This window comes from Sagittula marina (assembly GCF_014196795.1).
Classification (GTDB): domain Bacteria; phylum Pseudomonadota; class Alphaproteobacteria; order Rhodobacterales; family Rhodobacteraceae; genus Sagittula; species Sagittula marina.
The window spans coordinates 85,800-107,681 of sequence record NZ_JACIEJ010000012.1; the positions used below are offsets into that span (position 1 = coordinate 85,800).

Below are 21,882 nucleotides of genomic sequence, written 5' to 3' on the forward strand. Positions count from 1 at the left end.
GACCCCTCTCACCGGGAAGCCGGGATTGCTTTTCGACCGGCCAGAGGCCACATGTCTAAGATAAACCAATAGATGAGTGTCGCCATGATCAGCCGTCGTACATTTGTCGCCGCAGCAGCAGCGACGCTTGCTACCCCCGCCCTCGCCTTTGAGGTCGATCCCATGTTCAAACCCCAGCGCGTGGGGATGAAGCCGGACGCGGCGACGGGCCAAATCCTGATTCTGCCGCGCGCGCACTTCCTGTATTACATTGACCAGCCTGGCTCAGCGATGCGTTACGGGGTTGGTTTCGGCAAGGCAGGTCAAGCGATATCCGGTGAATTTTACGTCGGTGGCAAAAAAGAGTGGCCGACGTGGCGTCCGACCAACGCGATGATCGAACGCGATCCGCAGTCCTACAGCAAGTTTATCGACAACGACTATGTCCAGCCGGGTGGTCCGGGTAACCCGCTTGGTGCACGCGCCCTGTATCTCTATCGCGACGGTCGATACACCTACAACGCAATCCACGGTACAACGTCGCCCCGGTCTATCGGGCGCTCTGTATCCAACGGGTGCGTTCGGATGATCAATGAGCATGTCCAAGACCTGTATCCGCGGGTGCCCGTAGGAACCAAAGTTACGGTTCTGTGACAGGACGGCCGACGCGATCCTTCGATCTAATTGTGATCGGAGCGGGTCCCGCGGGCACCTCGGCTGCGTGTACTGCCTTGAGGAATGGTCTGCGGACCGCTCTGATCGACAAGCATGACTTTCCTCGGGACAAGTTATGCGGTGGTGGCCTGACCGGACGTGCGATCGGCCATTACGCTCGGATTTTCGGCAAAACCATGCCGGAAATTCCGTTGGAGAAACGGAAGTCTTTCGAGTTTTACGCCTTCGGTCAGAATCTTGAGGCCGGAGAAGATGCACCGCCGATCCACCTGTGTATGCGGCATGATCTCGACGCCTATTTGGTGCGGCTTGCCGTCGAGGCGGGCGCCGAAGACTTCACCGGGCAATCTGGCACGCTCGATCTGGATGCCACTGCCGTGGATTTACCGAACATTCGACTGGTGGCGCCTGTCATTATCGCAGCGGATGGGGTGAACAGTCCGACAGCCAAGTTACTGTTTGGGGAAGCATTCGATCGGAAGCAAATTGGCTTTGCTTTGGAAGTCGAGCGTCCCGGGCCCGCAACGGATGTGCCGCTGCGCATTGACTTTGGTGCAGCTGAATGGGGCTATGGTTGGCAGTTCCCGAAAACCGGCAGCACCACGATTGGTGTTGGCGGCGTGATGCACCGCAACGCTGATATGAAGGCTAAAATGGCCGCGTATCTTGAGCAGCTTGGCGTGACTGAACCGCTGAAGGTGAAGGGGCAATTCTTGCCGTTCGGCGGCTTTCGCGCGACGCCGGGAAAGGGCTGTGTTCTGTTGGCCGGAGATGCCGCGGGTCTGGTGGACCCGATTACGGGAGAGGGCATTGCCCACGCCATGCGCAGCGGAGAACTGGCTGGCATCGCGGTCGCGCAGGCCTTGGCCAATCAAGCACCGCAATCAGCATTGAAGCGATACAAACGGTCCCTGAAGCCTATCCACTCCAGCCTGAAACAGGCGCGCGTCCTGCGTCAGATCATGTTCCGCGAAGCCCTGCGTCCGACTTTTATCCAAAGCTTTCGGCGCTCCAAAACCCTGAAGTCGGAATACTTGAGGCTGCTGGCGGGAGAAACAGAATACGGCGCGATCATGCGGCAGATGGCAATACGTGCGCCCGGTTTTGCGCTGCGCGCCCTTAGAGACGCAAAATCGCCCAGCAAAGGCCCTGATAAGTTCATCTCGCGTTAACGATTTGGCGCGTATGATCGGGTAAGAGGTTTTGTCATGGCTATAATTGCATTCTTGTTCAGCAGTATTCTGGGTACCCTCGTTGGGGTTGCCGCTTGGGCCGTGGCCAGCGTTCCGCCAATGGCCGCATTCGGCCTTTACCTCAGCCTGTCAGTCGTTCTGGGCTTTGCTTTTCTGCTGTACAGCTGGACTTTGCCACCGCAAATGCCGGGTCGAGAGAACGCGGCGGTCTGAATCACCCTTCAATCCGCGCAATCAAATCTTCGACCTTTGGTCCGACGGCCTCGATAACTTGCTTTACGCCTAGGGCGTTCGGATGGATGCCGTCGCTTTGCATAACGTTGCCGACGTCTGCTGGCATCTCCCCATCCTGCAAGACACCTGTGAAAAAATTATCAAGGTAGAGTGTGCCATAGCCCTCGGCGAGTTCCGGGTAAATCCGTTCAAAATCAGCCTTGTAATCAGCGCCATAGTTTCCCGGCGCGGTCATGCCTATCAAAAGGACGTCAACATCCTGCGCCTCGGCCACTTGTAGAATGCCTTCAATGTTGGCGCGAGAGACCGATGGATCAATGCCACGCAACAAGTCGTTGCCGCCAAGCGTGACAATCATACCCTCTATTTCCGGCGTCAGCGACCATTCCACCCGTGACAAGCCGCCAGCAGTCGTGTCTCCGGACACGCCACCGTTCACGATCCTGACATCATGGCCGCGCTCCGTCAGCCATTCCCGCAGCTGCGGCACGAAACCTTCGTCTTCAAGCAAGCCATAGCCTTGCGTCAGACTGTCGCCCAACGCCAACAAATGCACCGTATCGGCACGTGTCATCGCCGGTGTTGTCAACCCAATCGTTACCAAGCCGACCAGTGCTGCCTTGCTGCATCCGCGAAAAACACCATATCTGAATACTGACCACATCGCGGAGCCTTTCATGACCGAACCTGTTCTCTCTCTCCAAGATGTCACTCTGAGCCTCAGGGGCAATGCCGGGATGGTGAAAATCCTTCACGGCATATCGCTGGATGTTGCTGCCGGAGAGACGCTTGGCCTGATTGGCCCCTCCGGTTCTGGCAAGTCGTCGCTGCTGATGATCATGGGCGGGTTGGAGCGTGCGACCTCAGGCGCGGTCTTGGCGCTTGGCCAAGATCTGACGGACATGGACGAAGATGCGTTGGCCAGGTTTCGGCGCGACAACATGGGCGTGGTCTTCCAACGCTTTCATCTTATTCCCACGATGACCGCGCTGGAGAATGTTGCCACGCCGTTGGAACTGGCGGGCAAGGCCGATGCGTTTGGTCGCGCGCAAGCCATGCTGGACAAGGTTGGCCTGGGCCATCGCGGCGATCACTATCCGGCGCAGCTATCCGGCGGGGAACAACAACGCGTGGCGCTTGCGCGGGCCTTGGCGCCGCAGCCGCGCATTCTGCTCGCGGATGAACCGACGGGCAACCTCGATGGGGCCAATGGTCAGGCCATCACCGATCTCCTGTTCGACCTGTCGCGCGAACACGGGGCGACCCTCGTGCTCGTGACCCACGCGCCTGAGCTGGCCACACTTTGCGACCGGACCATTCCGTTGCGAGATGGCTTGATTGACGCTGAGGCCACCGCGACACAGGCTGCCGAATGAGTTTCAAGACGTCCGCCCGTTTCGCCCGCCGGGAACTGCGCGGCGGCCTGTCCGGCTTTCGCATTTTCCTTGCCTGCCTGGCCCTTGGGGTCGCGGCCATCGCCGGTGTCGGATCCGTCCGGTCGGCCATTCAAGCCGGCCTTCAGGACCAGGGCGCAGTCCTGCTGGGCGGCGATGCACAAGCTGAATTCACCTATCGTTTCGCCAATGACGAAGAGCGCGCCTACCTCGACGATATTTCGACCAAGATGTCCGAAATTACTGATTTCAGATCAATGGCGACGGTCACGCGGAATGGCGAAACCGAGCGAGGCCTGACACAAGTAAAGTCTGTCGACGCGGCCTATCCTTTGCTTGGCTCGGTTGCGCTGGACCCGGCCATATCGTTGGATGAAGCGTTGGCAGAACGCGGCGCCGTGATGGCCCCGGTTCTCGCGGATCGGCTTGCGCTGTCGCCGGGCGACACATTTCGCCTTGGCGAGGCGGATTTCACACTACGCGCTATTCTCGTGACGGAGCCGGATGACGCGGGCGACGGGTTCGGGTTGGGGCCAAGGACGCTTGTACGGACCGACGATTTGGACGGCTCAGGCTTGCTGGCACCCGGTTCACTGTTCGAAACGGAATACCGTTTGCTGTTGCCCGAGGGCACGGATCTTGATCTGGCACGCCAAGACGCAGAGGCCAAATACCAGTCGAGCGGTTTGCGGTGGCGCGATTCTCGCCGCGGTGCGCCTGGAATTGCGCGTTTCGTGGACCGCCTGGGCAGTTTCCTTGTGCTGGTCGGGCTGTCCGGCTTGGCCGTCGGCGGCATCGGCGTGTCAGCCGCGGTGAGGGCGTACCTCGCGAACAAGACATCCGTCATCGCGACTCTACGGACGCTTGGGGCCACACGGCAAACGATTTTCTTGACGTATTTTCTACAGATCGGCGTTCTGTCCGTGCTTGGCATTGTGATGGGTCTGATCCTCGGCGCGGGGATACCGTTGCTGCTGTCCCCGATCATCGCCACAGCCTTACCAATCCCTACAATTTTCACCCTTTATCCGGCCCCCCTGATCGAGGCCGCGCTTTACGGGACCCTCACGGCGTTGCTCTTCACCCTGTGGCCACTTGCCCGCGCAGAGGAGGTTCGCGCCGCTACATTGTTCCGCGATGCTTTGTCCGGTGCGAAGGTGCTGCCCGGACCGCGATACATCGTTGCCACGGTTATTCTAGTCATCGGATTGGTGGGCACGGCAGCGGTGTTTTCCGGCAACGCGCGCCTGACGTTTGCAACCGCTGGCGGCATACTCGGCGCACTGATCCTGTTGGCCGGTGCCGCGTGGCTTATCCAACGCGCCGCGCGGCGCGCCACGCGCATCACGCGCGGACGCCCAGCACTTCGGTGGGCTGTGTCCAGCATCGGCGGACCTCGGGAAAGCGCATCTGCCGTGGTTCTTTCACTGGGTCTTGGACTGGCCGTTCTTGCCGCAATCGGACAAATTGATGGCAATTTCAGGCAAGCTATCCAGCGAGAGTTGCCGGAACGTGCGCCCTCCTATTTCTTTGTTGATATCCAAAAGGATCAGATCGACGGGTTCAGGGATCGTGTGGAAAACGATCCCGCTGTAAGCCGCGTCGACAGCGCCCCGATGATGCGCGGCATCGTCACGCGGATAAATGACAAGTCTGCCCAGGAGGTCGCCGGCGGTCACTGGGTTGTGCGCGGGGATCGGGGCATCACCTACGCCGCCCAGCCTGACAGCCGCACCACAGTGACCGCGGGAGAGTGGTGGCCCGAGGACTACACCGGACCACCCCAGGTCAGTTTCGCAGCAGAGGAAGCAGAAGAAATCGGGCTCTCTCTGGGTGATACGATCACGATCAACATCCTCGGTCGCGACATCACCGCGACGATCACGTCCTTCCGCGAAGTGGATTTTTCAACCGCGGGGATTGGTTTTGTCATGACCTTGAATCCGGCAGCGGTCTCTGCTGCGCCGCATACCTTCATTTCCACCGTTTACGCAGAACCTCAGGCCGAAGCTCAGATCTTGCGCGATCTCGCCGACGCCTACCCCAATATCACCGCGATCCGGGTGCGCGATGCGATCGACCGCGTGTCCGAATTGGTTGACGGCATCGCCACGGCGGTCCGTTGGGGGGCTGCTGCCACCTTGGTAACAGGTTTCCTCGTGCTGATCGGTGCGGCGGCGGCGGGAGAAACCGCGCGTACATATGAATCAGCCGTGTTGAAAACGCTGGGCGCGTCCCGATCAAAGATATTGCAGAGTTTCGCCCTACGCTCTGCCTTGCTGGGCGCAAGCGCAGGACTGGTGGCCCTGGCGGCTGGCATCCTCGGCGGGTGGGCGATCATGACATTCGTGATGGACACAACTTTCTCCGTAGTCTGGCCAAATGCGATTGGCGTCGTCACTGGCGGCGTGCTCGCCACATTGATCGCAAACCTGATGTTCGCATGGCGCCCGCTTGCCGTGCGTCCGGCGCAGGTGCTGCGCGCCAGTGAATAGGGCGTTTTTGCCCCGAGAGGCGCAGGGCGGAGTGAAGCCCCTGCGCCTTCCGATTTGCCAACATTCAGCCGTCCCCGCCCTTGAACCCCGGCGATGGCGCTGTCACTTCATGATGCAACCGCAGCAGAATGCCGGAGCGCACCCAATGACCGATTCTCTTCCCGTGCCTGTAACGGCCCCCCTGACGATGGCGCAGCGCGCACAGATCCTGAACCTCATTCGACGCGCCGCCAAGACGGAAATTTTGCCCAGGTTTCGCAAATTGTCGTCGCATCAAATCGATACGAAAACCGGCATCCATGATCTTGTCACGGAGGCTGACAAAGGCGCGGAGGCTATGATTGCCCGCGCGTTGCAAACCATGTTTCCCCACGCGCTGATCGTTGGGGAAGAGCATGCGTCACTGAATCCGGAGATCCTCGAAAAAATTGCCGAAGCCGAGATCTGTTTCACCATCGACCCGGTCGACGGCACCTGGAATTATGCAAAGGGCTTGCCGCTGTTTGGCGTGATGCTGTCCGTCCTTCGGTACGGGCGACCGGTTTACGGTCTGCTCTATGACCCGATGGTTAACGATTTCATCACCGCCTCCGCCGGAGGTCCGACAGAGTTGGTCATGCCACGCAATCTGCGTCGCACGTTGGAAACCACCAAAGGCGGCCCAATCGAAGACCTCGTTGGCTTTGCGCCCGTTGCGCTGGTCCCGAAAGACAAGCAAGCACAGCTTGCCGCAACGTTCCCTAAATTTGCGCGCATCACCTCCCTTCGGTGCGCTTGCCACGAGGCACGAATGGTCGCCTCCGGCAATGCGGATTTCGTTCTATTCGCCAAGATGACCGCTTGGGATCATCCGGCGGGCGCTATCGCAATCCAGCAAGCTGGCGGTCATGTGGCCATGCTTGACGGCTCCGACTATTTGGTCGGAAAGGAAGGCTATTTGTTGTGCGCCTCCGACGCGGCGACTTGGGGGCGGTTGCGCGACCTCTTTGACTTCTTGCTCGACGCGCCGGCGAAGCCCGTCAACGCCTGACAAAGCCGTTACTGTTCCCCTCTTGTTCGCACATCGATGTGAACGTAGAGTGAACACATGAGCACAAAATCGTTGGACCACAAATTGGCGATTCTGTCGGACGCCGCCAAATATGACGCCTCTTGCGCATCAAGCGGGGGGCAAAAGCGGGATTCGCGGGATGGCAAGGGCCTCGGAAGCGTCACCGGGGCGGGCATCTGTCATGCCTATGCGCCGGACGGTCGCTGCATTTCGCTGCTCAAGATTCTGATGACAAATTTCTGCATTTACGACTGCGCCTATTGCATCAATCGTGTCAGCAGCAATGTGGAGCGTGCGCGGTTTTCGCCCGAGGAAGTGGTTCATCTCACTTTGGAGTTCTACCGCCGCAACTATATCGAAGGGCTGTTTCTATCCTCCGGGATTATCCGGTCGCCCGACGACACGATGATCGACATGGTGCGCATTGCGCGATCGCTGCGGCAGGAACATCATTTTCGCGGCTACATTCATCTTAAAACGATTCCGGATGCAGATCCGAAACTGATCGAGGAGGCCGGTCTTTACGCTGACCGGCTGTCGATCAACGTCGAATTGCCCACGGATCGCGCGGTCAAAGATTACGCACCGGAGAAGTCACCCGATCAGATCCGTCGAGCCATGGCCGACGTGCGCGTGCTGAAAGAGGCGCAAAAGGATAAATCGCACACTGGAAAACGGCCGCCGAAATTCGCGCCCGCAGGGCAGTCGACGCAAATGATCGTTGGCGCGGACGGCGCCAATGACGCGACTATTTTGCAAAGCAGTACAAGGCTTTACAGCTCTTACAAACTGAAACGCGTGTATTATTCTGCGTTCTCGCCGATCCCGGACGCGTCCAAGGTGCTGCCGTTGGTCAAGCCGCCCTTGATCCGCGAACATCGGCTGTATCAGGCGGATTGGTTGATGCGGTTTTACGGATTCGAGGTGGATGAGATCACCGCCAATCGCAACGATGGCAACCTTGATCTGGAGATTGACCCAAAGCTCGCCTGGGCCTTGGCAAACCGGACGATTTTCCCCGTTAACGTCAACACCGCGGTGCGTGAAGTGCTGCTGAGGGTCCCGGGTTTCGGCACCAAAACTGTTAACCGCATTCTGACAACCCGCCGGCATCGCACTCTGCGGTATGACGATTTACGGCGCATGGGCGCGAACCTGAAAAATGCGAAACCCTTCATTCATGCACTCGATTGGTCGCCGCGTGCCTTGACGGACACCGTTGATTTACGCGCGCGATTTGCGCCGCCCCCGGAACAGCTTTCGCTCTTCTGATGCACAGCGTTTCGCTTCCGCAGGTTGGGACGTTTGGCGCATGGCGGGATGCGGCGCGGACGTTGTTGTCGGCGGAAACGCCGCCTGAGGACATCCTGTGGTCCTTCGGTGATGACAGCGCGGATCTGTTTGGCGCAAAAATACCACTGCCGAAAGGCGACAAAGCGGTCACAGCGTCCAAACAATTCATTTCACTCGCAAATCTTGTCATTTGGAACCGTGATCCAGAACGGTTTGCGCGTCTCTACGCGGTGCTTCATGCGTTGCAAAGGGACAAGGGCCTGCTGGCAGACCGCGGCGATCCGCGTATCGACCGGCTGCACAAAATGGCCAAAGAGGTCAGTCGGGACAAACACAAGATGACGGCCTTTGTACGCTTTCGGGAAGTGTCACAGCCGGGCGCGAACCGTCGTGCATTTGCCGCCTGGTTTGAGCCGTCGCACTTCATCATGGAACCGAGCGCGCCATTTTTTGCCAAGCGGTTTGGCGACATGGACTGGACGATTTTCACCCCGCATCTGACGGCGCATTACGATGGGGCTGTGACATTTTCGGACGGCGTGACGAAACCGCCCTTGCCCGAAGATGCGACCGAAGAGCTTTGGCGTACTTATTTCCGGTCGATCTTCAATCCCGCGCGGGTGAAGGTGAAGGCAATGCAGGCAGAGATGCCAAAAAAGTACTGGAAAAATCTGCCTGAGGCCGATCTGATCCCCGAGATGATCGCAACGGCTCAGGCCCGCGCGGCCGAGATGGCCGCAAAGGCGCCGACACTGGCCCCGGCCCGCGCCGCGCCGATTCTTGATCGGCTCCATTCCCAACAAGCCGCCAAGCTGGAGACCCAGGATCAGTTCCTGATCGCGCTGCAGGGCTGTCGGCGCTGTCCTTTGTGGGAAAACGCGACTCAGCCAGTGCCAGGCGAGGGGCCGTTGGACGCCGCGCTGATGATCGTGGGGGAGCAACCGGGCGATCAAGAGGATCTGACAGGGCGTCCCTTTGCCGGCCCCGCCGGGGCGGTGTTTGATGCGGCCTTGGAACAGGTCGGAATTGATCGTGACGGGATCTATGTCACCAATGCTGTGAAGCATTTCAAATTCAAGCCGCGCGGCAAACGTCGCCTGCACCAGAACCCGAACCGCGATGAAATTCAGCACTGCAAATGGTGGCTCGACCTAGAAGTTGCGCGCGTTCAGCCGAAACTGATCGTCGCGATGGGCGGCACTGCGCTGGAAAGCCTCACCGGCACGCGAGAAGGTTTGCTGAGAAGACGCGGGCGGTTTGAGCAGACGCAGGATGGAATTCCGTTCATGGTTACCGTGCATCCCAGCTACATTCTGCGCCTGCCCGACGCGGGGCTGAGGGCCGAGGAAGAGGCGCGTTATCGGGCCGACCTCGCACTGGCGGCGAGGTCGGTTTAACGCACTTATTCCGCTGCTTCATCCATGTCTGCGTCCATCGGCGGGCATGTGCAGATCAGGTTGCGGTCGCCGTAGACGTTGTCCACGCGATTCACCGGCGGCCAATACTTGTCGACACGGAAGGCCCCCGGCGGGAAGCATCCCTGCTCGCGCGTGTAGGGGCGATCCCAGTCGCGCACGAGGTCTTCCATCGTGTGGGGTGCCATTTTCAACGGGTTCTGATCGCGGTCCATATCTCCGTTTTCGATGGCGCGGATCTCTGCCCGGATGGCGAGCATGGCGTCGCAGAAACGGTCCAGTTCGGCCTTGGTTTCTGATTCCGTCGGCTCAACCATCAGAGTGCCCGGTACGGGAAAGCTCATGGTGGGCGCGTGGAAACCGGCGTCCATCAAGCGTTTGGCAATGTCGTCCACCGTGACACCTGCGGATTTCTCGAACCCACGTACATCCAGAATGCACTCATGCGCCACCAGGCCGGTGCGACCCCGGTACAGCACGTCAAAGGCGCCCTCCAACCGTTTGGCGATGTAGTTGGCGTTCAGAATGGCGATGCGCGTGGCCTGGGTCAGCCCCTCGCCGCCCATCATCAGGCAGTAGGCCCAGGAGATCGGCAGCAGCGAGGGCGAACCAAAGGCCGCCGCGCTGACTGCTCCATTGCCGGACAGCGGATCGCCCGGCAGGTGTGCCGTCAGATGCGCCTTGACCCCGATCGGCCCCATGCCCGGCCCACCGCCGCCGTGCGGAATGCAGAATGTCTTGTGCAGGTTGAGGTGACTCACATCGCCGCCAAGGTCACCGGGGCGCGACAGCCCCACCATGGCGTTCATGTTCGCCCCGTCGATGTAGACCTGCCCGCCGTGCTCATGCGTGATGGAACAGACCTGTTTGACGGTCTCCTCGAACACGCCGTGGGTCGAAGGATAGGTGATCATGCAGGCGGCAAGCTGATCGCTATATGTCTCGGCCTTGGTGCGGAAGTCGTCGAGGTCGATGGAGCCGTTGGCGTCGCATTTCACCGCGACAACTTTCCACCCGACCATCTGCGCGGAGGCCGGATTCGTGCCGTGGGCGTTGACCGGGATCAGACAAACGTTGCGCTGCCCCTCGCCGCGCGCGCGCTGCCAGTCGCGGATGGTCAAGAGCCCGGCATATTCCCCCTGCGCGCCAGAGTTCGGCTGCATGGAGATGGCATCATAGCCCGTGATCGCGCAGAGCTTCTCCGACAGGTCACGGATCAGCACGTCGTAGCCCTTCGCCTGATTCTTTGGCGCGTAGGGATGGATCATGGAAAATTCGCGCCATGACACCGGCATCATTTCCACGGCGGCGTTGAGCTTCATCGTGCAGGACCCCAGCGGGATCATCGCACGGTCCAGCGCCAGATCGCGGTCGGCAAGCCGACGCATGTAGCGCATCATCTCGGTCTCGGCCCGATTCATGTGAAACACGTCGTGTTGCAGGTAGTCGGACTGGCGGATCAAAGCCTCCGGCAGACGGTACTCGGACTCTTGTGGATCATCGTCGCGGACAAGGCCAAAGGCGCGCCAGACGGCTTCGATGGTCTGGGGCCGCGTGCGTTCATCTACGGTGATGCCGACCTTGGTATTGCCGACTTTGCGCAGGTTCAGCCCTTCGCGCACGGCGGCCTGCAGGACGCCACGTTGCAGCAAGCCCACGTCAACGGTGATCGTGTCGAAGAATTGCTTTGGTTCGACAGCGAAGCCCGCCGCCTCCAGCCCTTTGGCCAGCCGCGCGGCTTTGCGGTGAATGCGTTGCGCAATGGCGCGCAGGCCCTTTGGCCCGTGGAACACCGCGTAAAACCCCGCCATGACGGCCAGAAGCGCCTGCGCAGTGCAGACGTTGGAGGTCGCCTTTTCCCGGCGGATGTGCTGTTCACGGGTTTGCAGCGCGAGGCGGTAGGCCTTGTTTCCGTGGCTGTCGATCGAGATCCCGACGATCCGGCCCGGCATGGCGCGCTTCATCTCGTCGCGGCAGGACATGTAGGCGGCGTGCGGGCCACCGTAGCCGACTGGCACACCAAACCGCTGGGTGGAGCCAACGGCGATATCCGCGCCCATGGCACCCGGTTCCTTCAGCAAGCACAGCGCCATCGGATCGGCACTGACCACGCCGATGGCCTTGGCCGCGTGCAGCGCCTCCATCTCGGACGTGAAGTCGCGCACATGGCCGTGGGTGCCGGGATATTGGAAGATCGCGCCAAACACCTTGCTGGCGTCGAGCTGGTCCACCGGACCGACAATGACATCGATATCCAAAGGCTCGGCGCGGGTTTTGATCACGGCGATGTTCTGAGGGTGGCAGTTCTCATCAACGAAGAAGGCGCGGGCTTTGGATTTTGCCACGCGCATCGCCATGGTCATGGCCTCAGCGCAGGCAGTGGCCTCATCCAGCAGGGAGGCATTGGCCACAGGCAGGCCGGTCAGGTCGCAGACCATGGTCTGGTAGTTCAAGAGTGCTTCGAGACGACCTTGCGATATCTCCGGCTGATAAGGGGTGTAGGCCGTGTACCACGCTGGATTTTCGAGGATGTTTCGCTGGATCGCGGGGGGTGTGACGGTGCCGTGGTAGCCTTGGCCGATGAGCGAGACGAGCACCTCGTTCTGCTGGGCCACCTGATGCATGCGGTGGATGACCTCTCGCTCTGACAGCGCCTTGCCGAAGTCGAGCTTACCCTCCCAGCGAATGTCTTCCGGCACGGTCTGGGCGATGAGGGCGTTCAGATCATCCACGCCCAGCGCGTCCAACATCTGCGCCATTTCGTCTGGCGAGGGGCCGATATGTCGACGGTTGGCGAAATCATAGGGGAGATAGTCGATCGGCTCGTAAGTCATCGTCGCAGTCCTTCCATGAGACGCCAACAGCCCAATGGCTCTGGTGTCTTCTTGGTCATGTTATCCATAGGTCGCCCGCGATTGCGGGCGCCAGTGTCAGGCTTTTGCTTTCGCCGCTTCGAGCAGCATCAACAGCGCCATGCGCGCGTCGCGCGGTCCGCCGAACCCAATTTCAGCGCCGGAGGCCGCCCAGGCATCACGCGCGTCGCCGTCAGCGGCCAGACCTGAGATGATGCCTTGCAAGGCTGCACGCTCCTCGGCGGTAAACGCATCCAGCGCGGCGCCGAGCGCGGCCTCGAAGCTGTCGAACCGGTCAAAGACGCCATCCGACAGCTCCGCCCCGAGACGACGCCACAGCGCCATCTCGGGTTTGCCGAGGGCAACAGGTTCAGGAGATGAACTTTTTGTACGCCGCTTCATCCATCAACTCATCCAGCTCGGACATGTCCTCGATCTTCATCTTGAAGAACCAGGCGTCCCCTTCGGGGTCTTCGTTTACTTTGCCCGGATCAGCGACGAGGGCCTCGTTGACCTCCACAATCTCGCCGTCCAATGGCGCAAGGATATCTGACGCCGCCTTGACCGACTCGATCACCACGACCTCGTCATCCTTGGACACCTCGCCGCCCGGATCCGGCAGTTCGACGAACACAACGTCGCCCAACTGTTCCGCTGCGTGCGCCGTGATGCCCACAACGACGAGGTCGCCGTCTATCATCAACCACTCATGTTCCTCGGTAAACTTCATGCCTGTCTCCTGTCGGCTTACCTTTTGAATCCATTGGGAACAAAGGGCAGCGAAACGACGTCGACCGCCATCCGCTTGCCGCGCACTTCGCCCCATAGCCGTGTGTCCGTGGCCGCGCTTTCCACCGCCACATAGCCCATCGCCACCGGGCCACCGACCGTCGGGCCAAACCCGCCAGACGTCACTTCGCCAACCTGCGCGCCTCCCTCGGCGGCGTCAAACAGCAAAACGCCGGCACGCATGGGCGCACGCCCTTCGGGGCGCAGTCCGACACGTTTGCGGGCAACGCCATCGGCCAGTTGGGCCTGGACAATATCCGCGCCGATGAAACCGCCCTCGGCGCGCCGACGCTTGCCCATGGCCCATGTCAGACCCGCCTCAACCGGGCTGGTGGTGCTGTCGATATCAGACCCGTAGAGGCACAGACCGGCCTCAAGGCGCAGCGAATCGCGCGCGCCAAGGCCGATGGCTTCGACCCGATCATCGGAAAGAAGGCGTTTGGCCAAGGCCTCCGCCGCCGCGTTGGGCACGGAGATTTCATAGCCGTCCTCGCCGGTGTAGCCGGAGCGGGAAACCCACGCCTCTGCCCCATCCAGTGTCACTGTGGCCACATCCATGAAACGCATGGCCCGCACTTCGGGGGCCAATTCCGCCAGCACGTCCTCGGCTGACGGCCCCTGCAAGGCGATCAAAGCGCGGTCAAGCACCTCAACCGTGATGTCCTTCGGTTCCAAAGCAGCGCGCAGCAAAGCGATATCCGCTGACTTGCAGGCCGCGTTAACCACAATGAAAAGATGATCCGCGCGACGGGCGATCATCAGGTCATCCTCGATCCCGCCCTCGGCGTTCATGAGGAAACCGTAGCGTTGCCGATCAACAGGCAGCCCGGCCACGTCAACGGGAACGAGATGCTCCAACGCGTCATCCAGACCGTCACCGCGCAACACCACCTGCCCCATATGCGACACGTCGAAAAGACCGGCGTGCGCACGCGTGTGCAGGTGCTCTTTCATGACGCCAAGGCCATATTGCACGGGCATGTCGTAGCCCGCGAAGGGCACCATCTTTGCGCCCAGCGCACGGTGCAGACCGTTCAGCACGGTCTCTTGCAAATCAGTGTTGGTATCGTCCTGCGCCATAAGGCCCCCGTTCGTTCGCCGGGACCCATGCACCCGGACAGTCCGGGCACCGCGATGCCCATTCTGCCCCCTCTGTCTGTCGGCCTATGGCCTGCCTGAGATCGTTATCCCTTCGGCGGGCGCTGGTGCGCCACTCTCCAGAGTCTGTACCCCTCGACGGTCCGTGGGCCTGAGCGTTTCCGGGGCGGTTGCGCCTTCGGCACTGTGCCGCCAAATCGGGCGGAACAGTTCTCCCATCGAGATTTGGCCGGACGCTAGTCCAGAAGCGTCACATTGGCAAGAGGGGGCGACGCCTGTCTGTCAACCGAGACTTCCGAAGGTGTCGCCGTCTTGCAAATGGCTTGCGGCGAGATGATCTGCAAAAGTTCACCGTTGTCACAGACCAAGGCGTCCAGCGTCACCGGATCCAGCGTTGCATAGAAAGAGTTTGCCGCATTTGTCAGCAAATCGCGCAGGCGACAGGCCTCCGTCAGCGGGCAGGTGTTGTCCACGTCGGCAAAACACTCGGCGAGGGGCACAGGCTGTTCCAGATGGCGAAAGACCTCTCCGATGACGATTTCCGATGCCGGACGGGCCAGTTCCAAACCGCCGTTCCGCCCCCTTTGGGTATGCAAAAACCCAAGTTGCGCCAACTGGTTGATAACCTGCGCCAGATGGTTCTCTGACACATTGCACACGCCGGCGATCTCGTGCTTGGTCACAAGCCGGTCTGTGTGGGCGGCACAGTACATCAGCACCCGCATGGCAATATTCGTTCTCTTGGTCACTCGCATAACACAGCTCTCTGCAAATCCTGGCTCATGGTTTGTGTCAGGTTTTTGCAACCATGTGTTTGACATGCATCAATTGGGCGCTTTACGACAACGCCATGCAGCATATGTATTTCTTCGGCTACGGGTCGCTGGTCAACGCGGGCACCCACGACCACGCACCGCTTTACCCTGCACGTGCCCACGGCTGGCGCCGCGCCTGGGTCGCCGTCCCCAACCAGGAGCTTTGCTTTCTCAGCGCGATAGCGGACCCGGCAAGCTACACCGACGGCGCTATCGCCCCTGTGCCTGGCACCGGCAAGGGCGGTGCGGAAGATCGCGCCTGGGCGGCGCTGGATCTGCGCGAAAGTGGCTACGAGCGTCACGAGCAAAGCGGAGCCATCACCCATGACAGCCCAGCCGAGATCATCGCGCTCTACGCGGTGCCGCCGGAAACCCACCTGCCGTCAAACGAAGATCACCCGGTGCTGCTCAGCTATCTCGATACGGTGATTGCAGGATTTCTGGACATCCACGGGCCGCAGGGGGCGAAGGACTTCTTCGCCACCACCGAAGGATGGAGCGCTCCGATCCTCAACGACCGTGACCGCCCGCGCTATCCACGCACCACCGCCCCGAACCAAGAGGCGCGTGCCATCGTGGATCAAGGACTGATCGACCGTCGCAGCCGCATCCTGACCACCTGAAACGACGAGGGGCGCTCCCTTGGAACGCCCCCGTTTCTTTGCTTTTCAAATACTCGATCGAGCTACGCCAAAAGCACCTCAGCCGGGGCGCTTTTGCAGCAACTGCATAACAGCAGCCATGTCCGGACCACGCTCCATGCCGGTGATTGCCTTGCGCAGCGGCATGAACAGGCCTTTGCCTTTGCGACCGGTTTTTTCCTTTGCCGCGTCAGTGAATGTCTTCCAGGTGGTCGCATCATAGGGCGGCTCGCCAAGAAGCGGCATGGCTTCGGCGATGAAATCGCGGTCTTCGTCTGCCACCATCGGCTCTGCGCCGTCGCGGAACAGCGCCCACCACGGGCCCATATCCTTGCGCGTGGTCAGGTTGTCGCGCACTACGGACCAGAACAGCTCTGCCTTGTCCGCTGGAACGCCCAGCGCCACGACCTCGTCCTGCACTTCCGTGAACGGCAGATCGTGCAGCTTTCGGGCGGTCAGCGGATAGAGATCCTCGGCGTCGAACTTGGTCGGGGCGGAGCCGAACTGCGACAGCTCCCAGCCCTCGGCCACCTCGTCCATGCTCATCCGCAGCTCCACCGGCTGCGAGGACCCCAGACGGGCCATGAGCGAGATCAGCGCCTCCGGCTCCACGCCGTTTTCGCGCAGATCCTTCAGGGCCAGCGTGCCAAGACGCTTGGACAGCGCCTCGCCTTGCGGGCCGGTGAGCAGCGAGAAGTGCGCAAACTCTGGCGGTGTAAAGCCCAACGCCTCGATCATCTGGATCTGTGTTGCCGTGTTGGTCACGTGGTCGTTGCCGCGCACCACATGGGTGATGCCCATATCCGTGTCGTCCACGACAGAAGCCAGAGTATAAAGGAACTGGCCGTCCGCACGGATCAACACAGGGTCCGACACCGAGGCCGCGTCGATAGACACGTCGCCCAGAATGCCGTCATTCCATTCAATCCGTTCGTGCGCCAGCTTGAAGCGCCAGACCCCGGCGCCCCGCTCTGCGCGAAGGGTCGCCTTTTCTTCGTTCGACAAGCTCAGCGCGGCACGGTCGTAGACCGGCGGCTTGCCCATGTTCAGCTGCTTCTTGCGCTTCAGGTCCAGCTCTGTCGGCGTTTCCCATGCCTCGTAAAAGCGGCCCATCTCGCGCAGCTTGTCCGCTGCTTCGACGTAGCGGTCGAGCCGCTCGGACTGGCGCTCTACCTTGTCCCAATGAATGCCCAACCATTCGAGGTCACGCTTGATACCGTCGACGTATTCTTCTTTCGACCGCTCAGGGTCGGTGTCGTCGATGCGCAGGATGAACGTGCCCCCCGCCTTTTTGGCGATGAGGTAGTTGAACAGCGCGGCGCGCAGGTTTCCGACGTGAATCCAGCCGGTGGGCGACGGGGCAAAGCGGGTTACGGTCATGATATGGGGCCTCCTGACAGAAAGCGCTGTTTTCACATTGCGCCAGAATTGTCTAGGCTGACGCGCGCCAGGCAGGGCAAATCCGACTTGTCCTCAGGGGCGCTTGTGCCAAAGTCGCGGCAAGACCTGAGCAGAGGACCGCACATGTCACAAATTCTCACCGTCACGCTGAACCCGGCTCTCGACCTTGCGACGTCGACGGCGCAGGTGTCGCCCAATCGAAAGCTGCGCTGCGGACCGGAAAGCGCCGAGCCCGGTGGCGGCGGGGTGAATGTGGCGCGGGCCATTACGCAACTTGGCGGCGCGGCGCGACCTTTGGTGGCCTTGGGTGGACCGACAGGCGACGCTTTGGCGGCACTATTGGTGGACTACGGCTTGGACCCCTTGCGCGTTGATGCCCCGGGAGAGACCCGCCACAGCTTTGCCGTCACCGACACGGCCAGCGGGGACCAGTATCGGTTCGTGCTGAACGGCCCCATCTGGACCGAGGCGCAATTGGACAGCGTGCTGGATCAGATCGTCGCGCAGGCGCCGGAGGATGCTTTGATCGTATTTTCCGGGTCGATGCCGCCGGGGGCGGAGCCGGGCTTCCTGCCGCGTGCCTGCACGCGCCTGGCACCGCGTCGGGTGATTATCGACACATCCGGGCCGCATCTGGATCTGCAAGCGCAAGGCGTATCGCCCGCACCATATGTTTTGCGGATGGATAGTCACGAGGCGCGCGACCTGTCCGGGTTGCCGCTGGAGACCCGCGCCGACAGCGCCGCCTTTGCCGAGACTCTGCGCCAACGCGGCGCGGGAGAGCTGGTGATTATCGCACGCGGGGCGGATGGCTCGGTCATGGCGACACCGGATGGCCAATGGCACACCTCTGCCGCCAACGACCGTGTGGTGTCGGCCATCGGCGCGGGGGACAGCTTTGTCGGTGGGTTCACTCTGGCCATCGCAAAAGGAGAGTCCCCACCCGAGGCCCTGCGCAGGGGGGCCGCTGCGGCGGCGGCTGCCGTCATCAGCCCGGGCACGCAGCTTTGCCGCCCGGAGGATTACGCCGAGATGCTGCCACGCACGACTCTGCTCAAACTGTAAACGGTGTGTTAACCTGCTGAGACCCCAAGGAAAGCCCTCCGGCTCTGGCGCTGGTCGGTCCTTCCGTGGCAGTGTCGCGGAATGCGCTTGTTCATTGCCCTGACCCTTCCGCCGGAAACCCGTGCCGCCCTGACTGATCTACAGGCCCAGCTGCCGATAGGTCGACCTGTGCCGGAGGAAAACCTGCACCTGACACTGGCCTTTCTTGGCGACCAACCCGAGCAAATCGCGCAAGCGCTGCATGAAGGGCTGGAAACGCTGCGCGCGCCGCAAATCCCCCTGACATTGAGCGGTGCCGCCCTGTTGGGCGGACGTGACGGGCAGGTCGTTGGCTTGGAGGTCGACGGCGACGCGCCCTTGATGGAGCTGTATGACCGGGTCCGCTCACGCCTGCGCGGCGCGGGTCTGACGCTGGAGCGGCGGCGCTTTCGGCCCCACGTCACGCTGGCGCGGCTCAAGGGGGGGGCCAATGCATCTGGTGCGCTGGCAGCGCTGGCCGGAGCACGGATGCCAACGGCGGTTTGCACCAACTTTGCGCTCTTTCAGTCGCATCTGAACAGCGACGGTGCAGTGCATGAATTGCTGGGCTCTTATCCGCTGGGCTGATCTGGGTATTTCACCAAGAGATGCTTTCGCTTGGCGTGCGGCCCGCATATCTGAACCCCATGACACGCACAGATCCTGATGCCTTTCGCGCCATGGCCGAAACCGCGCTGGCCGAATTGCCAGATCCCTTTGGCGCCCCTGCTGCGCAAATATTGCTGCGCGTGGAAGATTGGCCGCCTCAACATATCCTCGATGAAATGCAGATCGATGACCCGGTGGAGCTGACCGGGCTTTACGACGGTGTACCGCTGCCGTTCAAATCCGTGTCCGACCCGGCGCCCTTCCCCGATACGGTCTGGCTGTTTCGACAGCCTATCCTGCATGAATGGAAGACCCGCGGCGATGTGGACCTGCAGGATTTGGTGACGCATGTGGTGGTGCATGAAATCGCGCATCACTTTGGTTGGTCAGATGGCGACATCGCCGCCATTGACCCGTGGTGGGAATAGGACGCGGTTAACACATTCCACACCCTCAATACGGGAAAAGTTCCAGAACGATTAAAAAATATTCAGTCGAAACAAACTGGAACGACTTGCCGCTCTCCCCCGTTAGATACCCAGAAACCAACTAGGGAGCACACCATGAAAACCTTTTATGCATCCGCACTCGCACTGTCCGTAGCCGCAACCGGCGCATTCGCCGAGAGCCACTCCGCCGACGACGCGATGGCCAAGGACACCACGAAGATGGAATCCACTCAGATGGAGACCAACGGGATGGAGACGACCGATACTGCGATGAACGACGGCATGGAGTCTGACGCCAAGCTGATCCGTACCCGCGATATCACCGGCGGCAACATCTACACCATGAACGAAGCCAACGACGAAGGCTCCGCATGGGACATGACTTACGACAAAGTCGGCGCTGACTGGAACGAGATCGGCGAGATCGAAGACATCGTGCTCGACTCCAACGGTCAGATGATCGGCGTTGTGGCTGAGGTCGGCGGTTTCCTCGACATCGGTGACAAGCACGTGATGCTGGAAATGAACGACGTCAAACTGGTCCCGGTCGACGACAAGACCTACGCCATCGTGACGCGTCTGAACGAAGAGCAGCTGGAACAGCGTGAGAGCGTTGACGAAGCGCCCTGGAACTAATTCGGTTCTAGTTTGATGGGGAAAGGGGCCTTTATGGCCCCTTTTTCTTTGCGTTCAGCCTTCGTCGCGCCACCGATTTACAATGGGATACCGACGATCCAGCCAGAAGGCGCGCGGCGTCAGCCGGGCTCCGGGTGCGGATTGGTATCTCTTGTATTCACTGATGTAGAGCAGGTGCTGCACCCGCTGCGCATCTTCACGCGTGTATCCGGCATCGACGCAATCCGCGACAGAGCCGTCCTGATCCACAAGAATATCGAGGATCGCATCAAGCACAGGGTAGTCGGGCAGCGAGTCGCTGTCCTTCTGGTCTTCACGCAGTTCGGCACTGGGCGGTTTGGTGATAATTCGGTCGGGAATGACCTCACCCTCGGGAGCATTCATCCATGCGCGGTGATTGGCGTTGCGCCAGCGGCACGTTTCGAACACACGGGTTTTGTATAGATCCTTGATCGGATTATAGCCGCCTGCCATATCGCCGTAGATTGTGGCATAACCCACTGCGACCTCGGATTTGTTGCCGGTGGTCAGCAGCATTTCCCCAAACTTGTTCGACAGCGCCATGAGCAGCAGCCCCCGCAGGCGGCTTTGGATATTCTCCTCCGCAAGATCGGGCTGCGTGCCCTCGAACAGTGGGGCAAGCGTGTTGGTAATCGCATCGCGCCCTTCGGTGATCGGCACGAAATCATAGCGGACCCCCAGCGCCTCGGCGCAGGCTTTGGCATCTTCCAGCGAATGATCCGACGTGTATTCCGAGGGCAGCATGACGCAGCGCACGTTGTCCGCGCCCAGCGCATCAGTGGCAATCGTTGCCACCAAGGCGGAGTCGATGCCGCCCGACATGCCCAGCAGCACCTTGCCAAATCCGGTCTTGCCGCAATAATCGCGCAAGGATTCGACCATGACGCGGTAATCCTGCTCCCAGGCGTCGGGATGTTTGTCAAAGCGGCCCGGCTCTGCAACCCAGCCGTTGTCGCCTCGGGTAAATTCCACTGTTTCAACCACTTCGTCAAAAACGGGGAACTGCACCGCCGGCGCGCCGTGGGCGTTCAGGACAAAAGAACCACCGTCGAACACCTGATCGTCCTGCCCACCCACCATGTTCAGGTAGGCCAACGGCAAGCTGCTTTCGATCACCCGGGCGACCATCTTGTTCAGGCGGGTTTCGTACTTGTTGCGGAAATAGGGGGAGCCATTGGGCACCACCAGGATCTCCGCACCCGATTCTTCCATCGCCTCGACCACGTCCGGATACCAGGCATCTTCGCAGATCGGCATCCCGAGGCGGACGCCGTTGACCGAGACCGGCCCTTGCATCTGATCGCGGGAAAACAGGCGCACCTCGTCAAAGACGTTGAAATTGGGCAGGAAAAACTTGTGAGTGATGGAGGCAACCTTGCCATCCTGCAGCACGTAGTAGGAATTGTGCAGCTTCGTTCCTTCGGGACATGGACCGCCGATGGCCAGCGCAGGGCCGTCGGCACAGTCGCGCGCCAGTGCCTCGATCGTCGCAACCGCGTCGTTGATGAAGGCGGGCTTCATCACCAGATCCTGCGTCTGGTAGCCCGTGATGAACATCTCTGGCAGCGCCACAAGGTCGGCCCCGGCCTCGCGCCCCTGCGCCCAGGCGGCACGCGCCTTTTCAGCGTTGCCCCTGAGATCACCCACGGTTGGGTTCAGCTGCGCCATGGTCAGGCGGAAACGATCGGTCATCGCGCGTCCTTTCAACTTTGCCCTCCACATAGCAGACCAGAGGGCGGATGAAAGCCGCCCGCAAAGT

The 21,882-nt window shown here is 60.9% G+C and carries 21 protein-coding genes and 1 riboswitch; of the genes, 13 read left to right on the top strand and 8 right to left on the bottom strand.

The window, feature by feature from the left end:
• Positions 1 to 84: 84 nt before the first annotated feature.
• The 3 genes from GGQ68_RS19850 to GGQ68_RS19860 are packed head-to-tail and all read left to right on the top strand — an operon-like array spanning position 85 to position 2,060.
• Positions 85 to 633, top strand: coding sequence for a L,D-transpeptidase (locus GGQ68_RS19850; protein ID WP_183969105.1), 549 nt, complete (start codon positions 85 to 87; stop codon positions 631 to 633).
• Positions 634 to 665: 32 nt separating this feature from the next.
• Positions 666 to 1,826 carry a geranylgeranyl reductase family protein gene (locus GGQ68_RS19855; RefSeq protein ID WP_343056007.1) on the top strand — a complete coding sequence of 387 codons (1,161 nt, stop codon included), beginning with the start codon at positions 666 to 668 and terminating at the stop codon, positions 1,824 to 1,826.
• Between the two features lie 36 nt (positions 1,827 to 1,862).
• Entirely contained in the window at positions 1,863 to 2,060 is a 198-nt protein-coding gene (locus GGQ68_RS19860; protein ID WP_183969107.1) for a hypothetical protein, read from the top strand.
• Between the two features lies 1 nt (position 2,061).
• Here GGQ68_RS19860 and GGQ68_RS19865 read toward each other — a convergent pair whose 3' ends face one another.
• Positions 2,062 to 2,760: an arylesterase gene (locus GGQ68_RS19865; RefSeq protein WP_425502990.1), complete on the bottom strand. Its 699-nt coding sequence runs from the start codon at positions 2,758 to 2,760 to the stop codon at positions 2,062 to 2,064.
• On the opposite strand from GGQ68_RS19865, the gene GGQ68_RS19870 reads away from it, so the two are divergent.
• The 5 genes from GGQ68_RS19870 to GGQ68_RS19890 all read left to right on the top strand — a co-directional run bounded on the left by GGQ68_RS19870 (position 2,759) and on the right by GGQ68_RS19890 (position 9,711).
• Positions 2,759 to 3,457 (top strand): ABC transporter ATP-binding protein, encoded by a 699-nt coding sequence (locus GGQ68_RS19870; protein ID WP_183969108.1) that lies wholly within the window; start codon positions 2,759 to 2,761, stop codon positions 3,455 to 3,457. The genes GGQ68_RS19865 and GGQ68_RS19870 overlap by 2 nt on opposite strands.
• Positions 3,454 to 5,970, top strand: coding sequence for an ABC transporter permease (locus GGQ68_RS19875; RefSeq protein WP_183969109.1), 2,517 nt, complete (start codon positions 3,454 to 3,456; stop codon positions 5,968 to 5,970). The genes GGQ68_RS19870 and GGQ68_RS19875 overlap by 4 nt, the downstream gene beginning before the upstream one ends.
• A 145-nt stretch (positions 5,971 to 6,115) precedes the next feature.
• Positions 6,116 to 7,000, top strand: a complete 885-nt coding sequence (locus GGQ68_RS19880; protein ID WP_183969110.1) for an inositol monophosphatase family protein — start codon at positions 6,116 to 6,118, stop codon at positions 6,998 to 7,000.
• 57 nt (positions 7,001 to 7,057) lie between these two features.
• Positions 7,058 to 8,293, top strand: coding sequence for a putative DNA modification/repair radical SAM protein (locus GGQ68_RS19885; RefSeq protein ID WP_183969111.1), 1,236 nt, complete (start codon positions 7,058 to 7,060; stop codon positions 8,291 to 8,293).
• Positions 8,293 to 9,711: a UdgX family uracil-DNA binding protein gene (locus GGQ68_RS19890; RefSeq protein ID WP_183969113.1), complete on the top strand. Its 1,419-nt coding sequence runs from the start codon at positions 8,293 to 8,295 to the stop codon at positions 9,709 to 9,711. The genes GGQ68_RS19885 and GGQ68_RS19890 overlap by 1 nt, the downstream gene beginning before the upstream one ends.
• A gap of 5 nt (positions 9,712 to 9,716) precedes the next feature.
• On the opposite strand, the gene gcvP is transcribed toward GGQ68_RS19890, so the two are convergent.
• The 5 genes from gcvP to GGQ68_RS19915 form a co-directional block, all read right to left on the bottom strand.
• Entirely contained in the window at positions 9,717 to 12,563 is a 2,847-nt protein-coding gene (gene gcvP, locus GGQ68_RS19895) for an aminomethyl-transferring glycine dehydrogenase (protein WP_183969115.1), read from the bottom strand.
• Between the two features lie 96 nt (positions 12,564 to 12,659).
• On the bottom strand, positions 12,660 to 12,983 hold the full coding sequence (locus GGQ68_RS19900) for a hypothetical protein (protein WP_183969117.1): 324 nt from the start codon (positions 12,981 to 12,983) through the stop codon (positions 12,660 to 12,662).
• Positions 12,952 to 13,311 carry a glycine cleavage system protein GcvH gene (gene gcvH / locus GGQ68_RS19905; RefSeq protein WP_183969119.1) on the bottom strand — a complete coding sequence of 120 codons (360 nt, stop codon included), beginning with the start codon at positions 13,309 to 13,311 and terminating at the stop codon, positions 12,952 to 12,954. The genes GGQ68_RS19900 and gcvH overlap by 32 nt, the downstream gene beginning before the upstream one ends.
• 17 nt (positions 13,312 to 13,328) lie before the next feature.
• Positions 13,329 to 14,450 carry a glycine cleavage system aminomethyltransferase GcvT gene (gene gcvT / locus GGQ68_RS19910; protein ID WP_183969121.1) on the bottom strand — a complete coding sequence of 374 codons (1,122 nt, stop codon included), beginning with the start codon at positions 14,448 to 14,450 and terminating at the stop codon, positions 13,329 to 13,331.
• A gap of 147 nt (positions 14,451 to 14,597) precedes the next feature.
• Positions 14,598 to 14,696, bottom strand: a riboswitch (glycine riboswitch).
• Between the two features lie 8 nt (positions 14,697 to 14,704).
• Positions 14,705 to 15,223: an RrF2 family transcriptional regulator gene (locus tag GGQ68_RS19915; RefSeq protein ID WP_246429458.1), complete on the bottom strand. Its 519-nt coding sequence runs from the start codon at positions 15,221 to 15,223 to the stop codon at positions 14,705 to 14,707.
• 53 nt (positions 15,224 to 15,276) lie between these two features.
• Here GGQ68_RS19915 and GGQ68_RS19920 point away from each other — a divergent pair, with 53 nt between their 5' ends.
• Entirely contained in the window at positions 15,277 to 15,906 is a 630-nt protein-coding gene (locus GGQ68_RS19920; RefSeq protein WP_246429459.1) for a gamma-glutamylcyclotransferase family protein, read from the top strand.
• A 78-nt stretch (positions 15,907 to 15,984) separates the two neighbouring features.
• On the opposite strand, the gene gltX is transcribed toward GGQ68_RS19920, so the two are convergent.
• Positions 15,985 to 17,304, bottom strand: a complete 1,320-nt coding sequence (gltX, locus tag GGQ68_RS19925) for a glutamate--tRNA ligase (protein ID WP_183969123.1) — start codon at positions 17,302 to 17,304, stop codon at positions 15,985 to 15,987.
• 144 nt (positions 17,305 to 17,448) lie between these two features.
• Between gltX and GGQ68_RS19930 the strand changes: the two genes are divergently transcribed.
• The 4 genes from GGQ68_RS19930 to GGQ68_RS19945 all read left to right on the top strand — a co-directional run bounded on the left by GGQ68_RS19930 (position 17,449) and on the right by GGQ68_RS19945 (position 20,102).
• Positions 17,449 to 18,390, top strand: a complete 942-nt coding sequence (locus GGQ68_RS19930) for a 1-phosphofructokinase family hexose kinase (RefSeq protein ID WP_183969125.1) — start codon at positions 17,449 to 17,451, stop codon at positions 18,388 to 18,390.
• Positions 18,391 to 18,471: 81 nt separating this feature from the next.
• A complete protein-coding gene (thpR, locus tag GGQ68_RS19935; RefSeq protein ID WP_183969127.1) occupies positions 18,472 to 18,996 on the top strand; it encodes an RNA 2',3'-cyclic phosphodiesterase in 525 nt (174 codons plus the stop codon).
• Positions 18,997 to 19,088: 92 nt separating this feature from the next.
• On the top strand, positions 19,089 to 19,445 hold the full coding sequence (locus tag GGQ68_RS19940; protein WP_425502991.1) for a metallopeptidase family protein: 357 nt from the start codon (positions 19,089 to 19,091) through the stop codon (positions 19,443 to 19,445).
• 135 nt (positions 19,446 to 19,580) lie between these two features.
• Positions 19,581 to 20,102, top strand: a complete 522-nt coding sequence (locus tag GGQ68_RS19945) for a PRC-barrel domain-containing protein (protein ID WP_183969131.1) — start codon at positions 19,581 to 19,583, stop codon at positions 20,100 to 20,102.
• 54 nt (positions 20,103 to 20,156) lie between these two features.
• Here GGQ68_RS19945 and GGQ68_RS19950 read toward each other — a convergent pair whose 3' ends face one another.
• Entirely contained in the window at positions 20,157 to 21,815 is a 1,659-nt protein-coding gene (locus tag GGQ68_RS19950; RefSeq protein ID WP_183969133.1) for an NAD+ synthase, read from the bottom strand.
• Positions 21,816 to 21,882 lie beyond the last annotated feature (67 nt).

Bases quoted from the DNA above. Each gene is read 5' to 3' on its own strand.
- GGQ68_RS19900 (WP_183969117.1), bottom strand. From the start codon at position 12,983: ATGAAGCGGCGTACAAAAAGTTCATCTCCTGAACCTGTTGCCCTCGGC.
- GGQ68_RS19915 (WP_246429458.1), bottom strand. From the start codon at position 15,223: ATGCGAGTGACCAAGAGAACGAATATTGCCATGCGGGTGCTGATGTAC.
- GGQ68_RS19865 (WP_425502990.1), bottom strand. From the start codon at position 2,760: ATGAAAGGCTCCGCGATGTGGTCAGTATTCAGATATGGTGTTTTTCGC.
- GGQ68_RS19930 (WP_183969125.1), top strand. From the start codon at position 17,449: ATGTCACAAATTCTCACCGTCACGCTGAACCCGGCTCTCGACCTTGCG.
- GGQ68_RS19885 (WP_183969111.1), top strand. From the start codon at position 7,058: ATGAGCACAAAATCGTTGGACCACAAATTGGCGATTCTGTCGGACGCC.
- GGQ68_RS19890 (WP_183969113.1), top strand. From the start codon at position 8,293: ATGCACAGCGTTTCGCTTCCGCAGGTTGGGACGTTTGGCGCATGGCGG.
- GGQ68_RS19880 (WP_183969110.1), top strand. From the start codon at position 6,116: ATGACCGATTCTCTTCCCGTGCCTGTAACGGCCCCCCTGACGATGGCG.
- GGQ68_RS19940 (WP_425502991.1), top strand. From the start codon at position 19,089: ATGGCCGAAACCGCGCTGGCCGAATTGCCAGATCCCTTTGGCGCCCCT.
- gltX (WP_183969123.1), bottom strand. From the start codon at position 17,304: ATGACCGTAACCCGCTTTGCCCCGTCGCCCACCGGCTGGATTCACGTC.
- gcvH (WP_183969119.1), bottom strand. From the start codon at position 13,311: ATGAAGTTTACCGAGGAACATGAGTGGTTGATGATAGACGGCGACCTC.
- GGQ68_RS19875 (WP_183969109.1), top strand. From the start codon at position 3,454: ATGAGTTTCAAGACGTCCGCCCGTTTCGCCCGCCGGGAACTGCGCGGC.
- GGQ68_RS19950 (WP_183969133.1), bottom strand. From the start codon at position 21,815: ATGACCGATCGTTTCCGCCTGACCATGGCGCAGCTGAACCCAACCGTG.
- thpR (WP_183969127.1), top strand. From the start codon at position 18,472: ATGCGCTTGTTCATTGCCCTGACCCTTCCGCCGGAAACCCGTGCCGCC.
- gcvP (WP_183969115.1), bottom strand. From the start codon at position 12,563: ATGACTTACGAGCCGATCGACTATCTCCCCTATGATTTCGCCAACCGT.
- GGQ68_RS19870 (WP_183969108.1), top strand. From the start codon at position 2,759: ATGACCGAACCTGTTCTCTCTCTCCAAGATGTCACTCTGAGCCTCAGG.
- GGQ68_RS19860 (WP_183969107.1), top strand. From the start codon at position 1,863: ATGGCTATAATTGCATTCTTGTTCAGCAGTATTCTGGGTACCCTCGTT.
- GGQ68_RS19850 (WP_183969105.1), top strand. From the start codon at position 85: ATGATCAGCCGTCGTACATTTGTCGCCGCAGCAGCAGCGACGCTTGCT.
- GGQ68_RS19920 (WP_246429459.1), top strand. From the start codon at position 15,277: ATGTGTTTGACATGCATCAATTGGGCGCTTTACGACAACGCCATGCAG.
- gcvT (WP_183969121.1), bottom strand. From the start codon at position 14,450: ATGGCGCAGGACGATACCAACACTGATTTGCAAGAGACCGTGCTGAAC.
- GGQ68_RS19945 (WP_183969131.1), top strand. From the start codon at position 19,581: ATGAAAACCTTTTATGCATCCGCACTCGCACTGTCCGTAGCCGCAACC.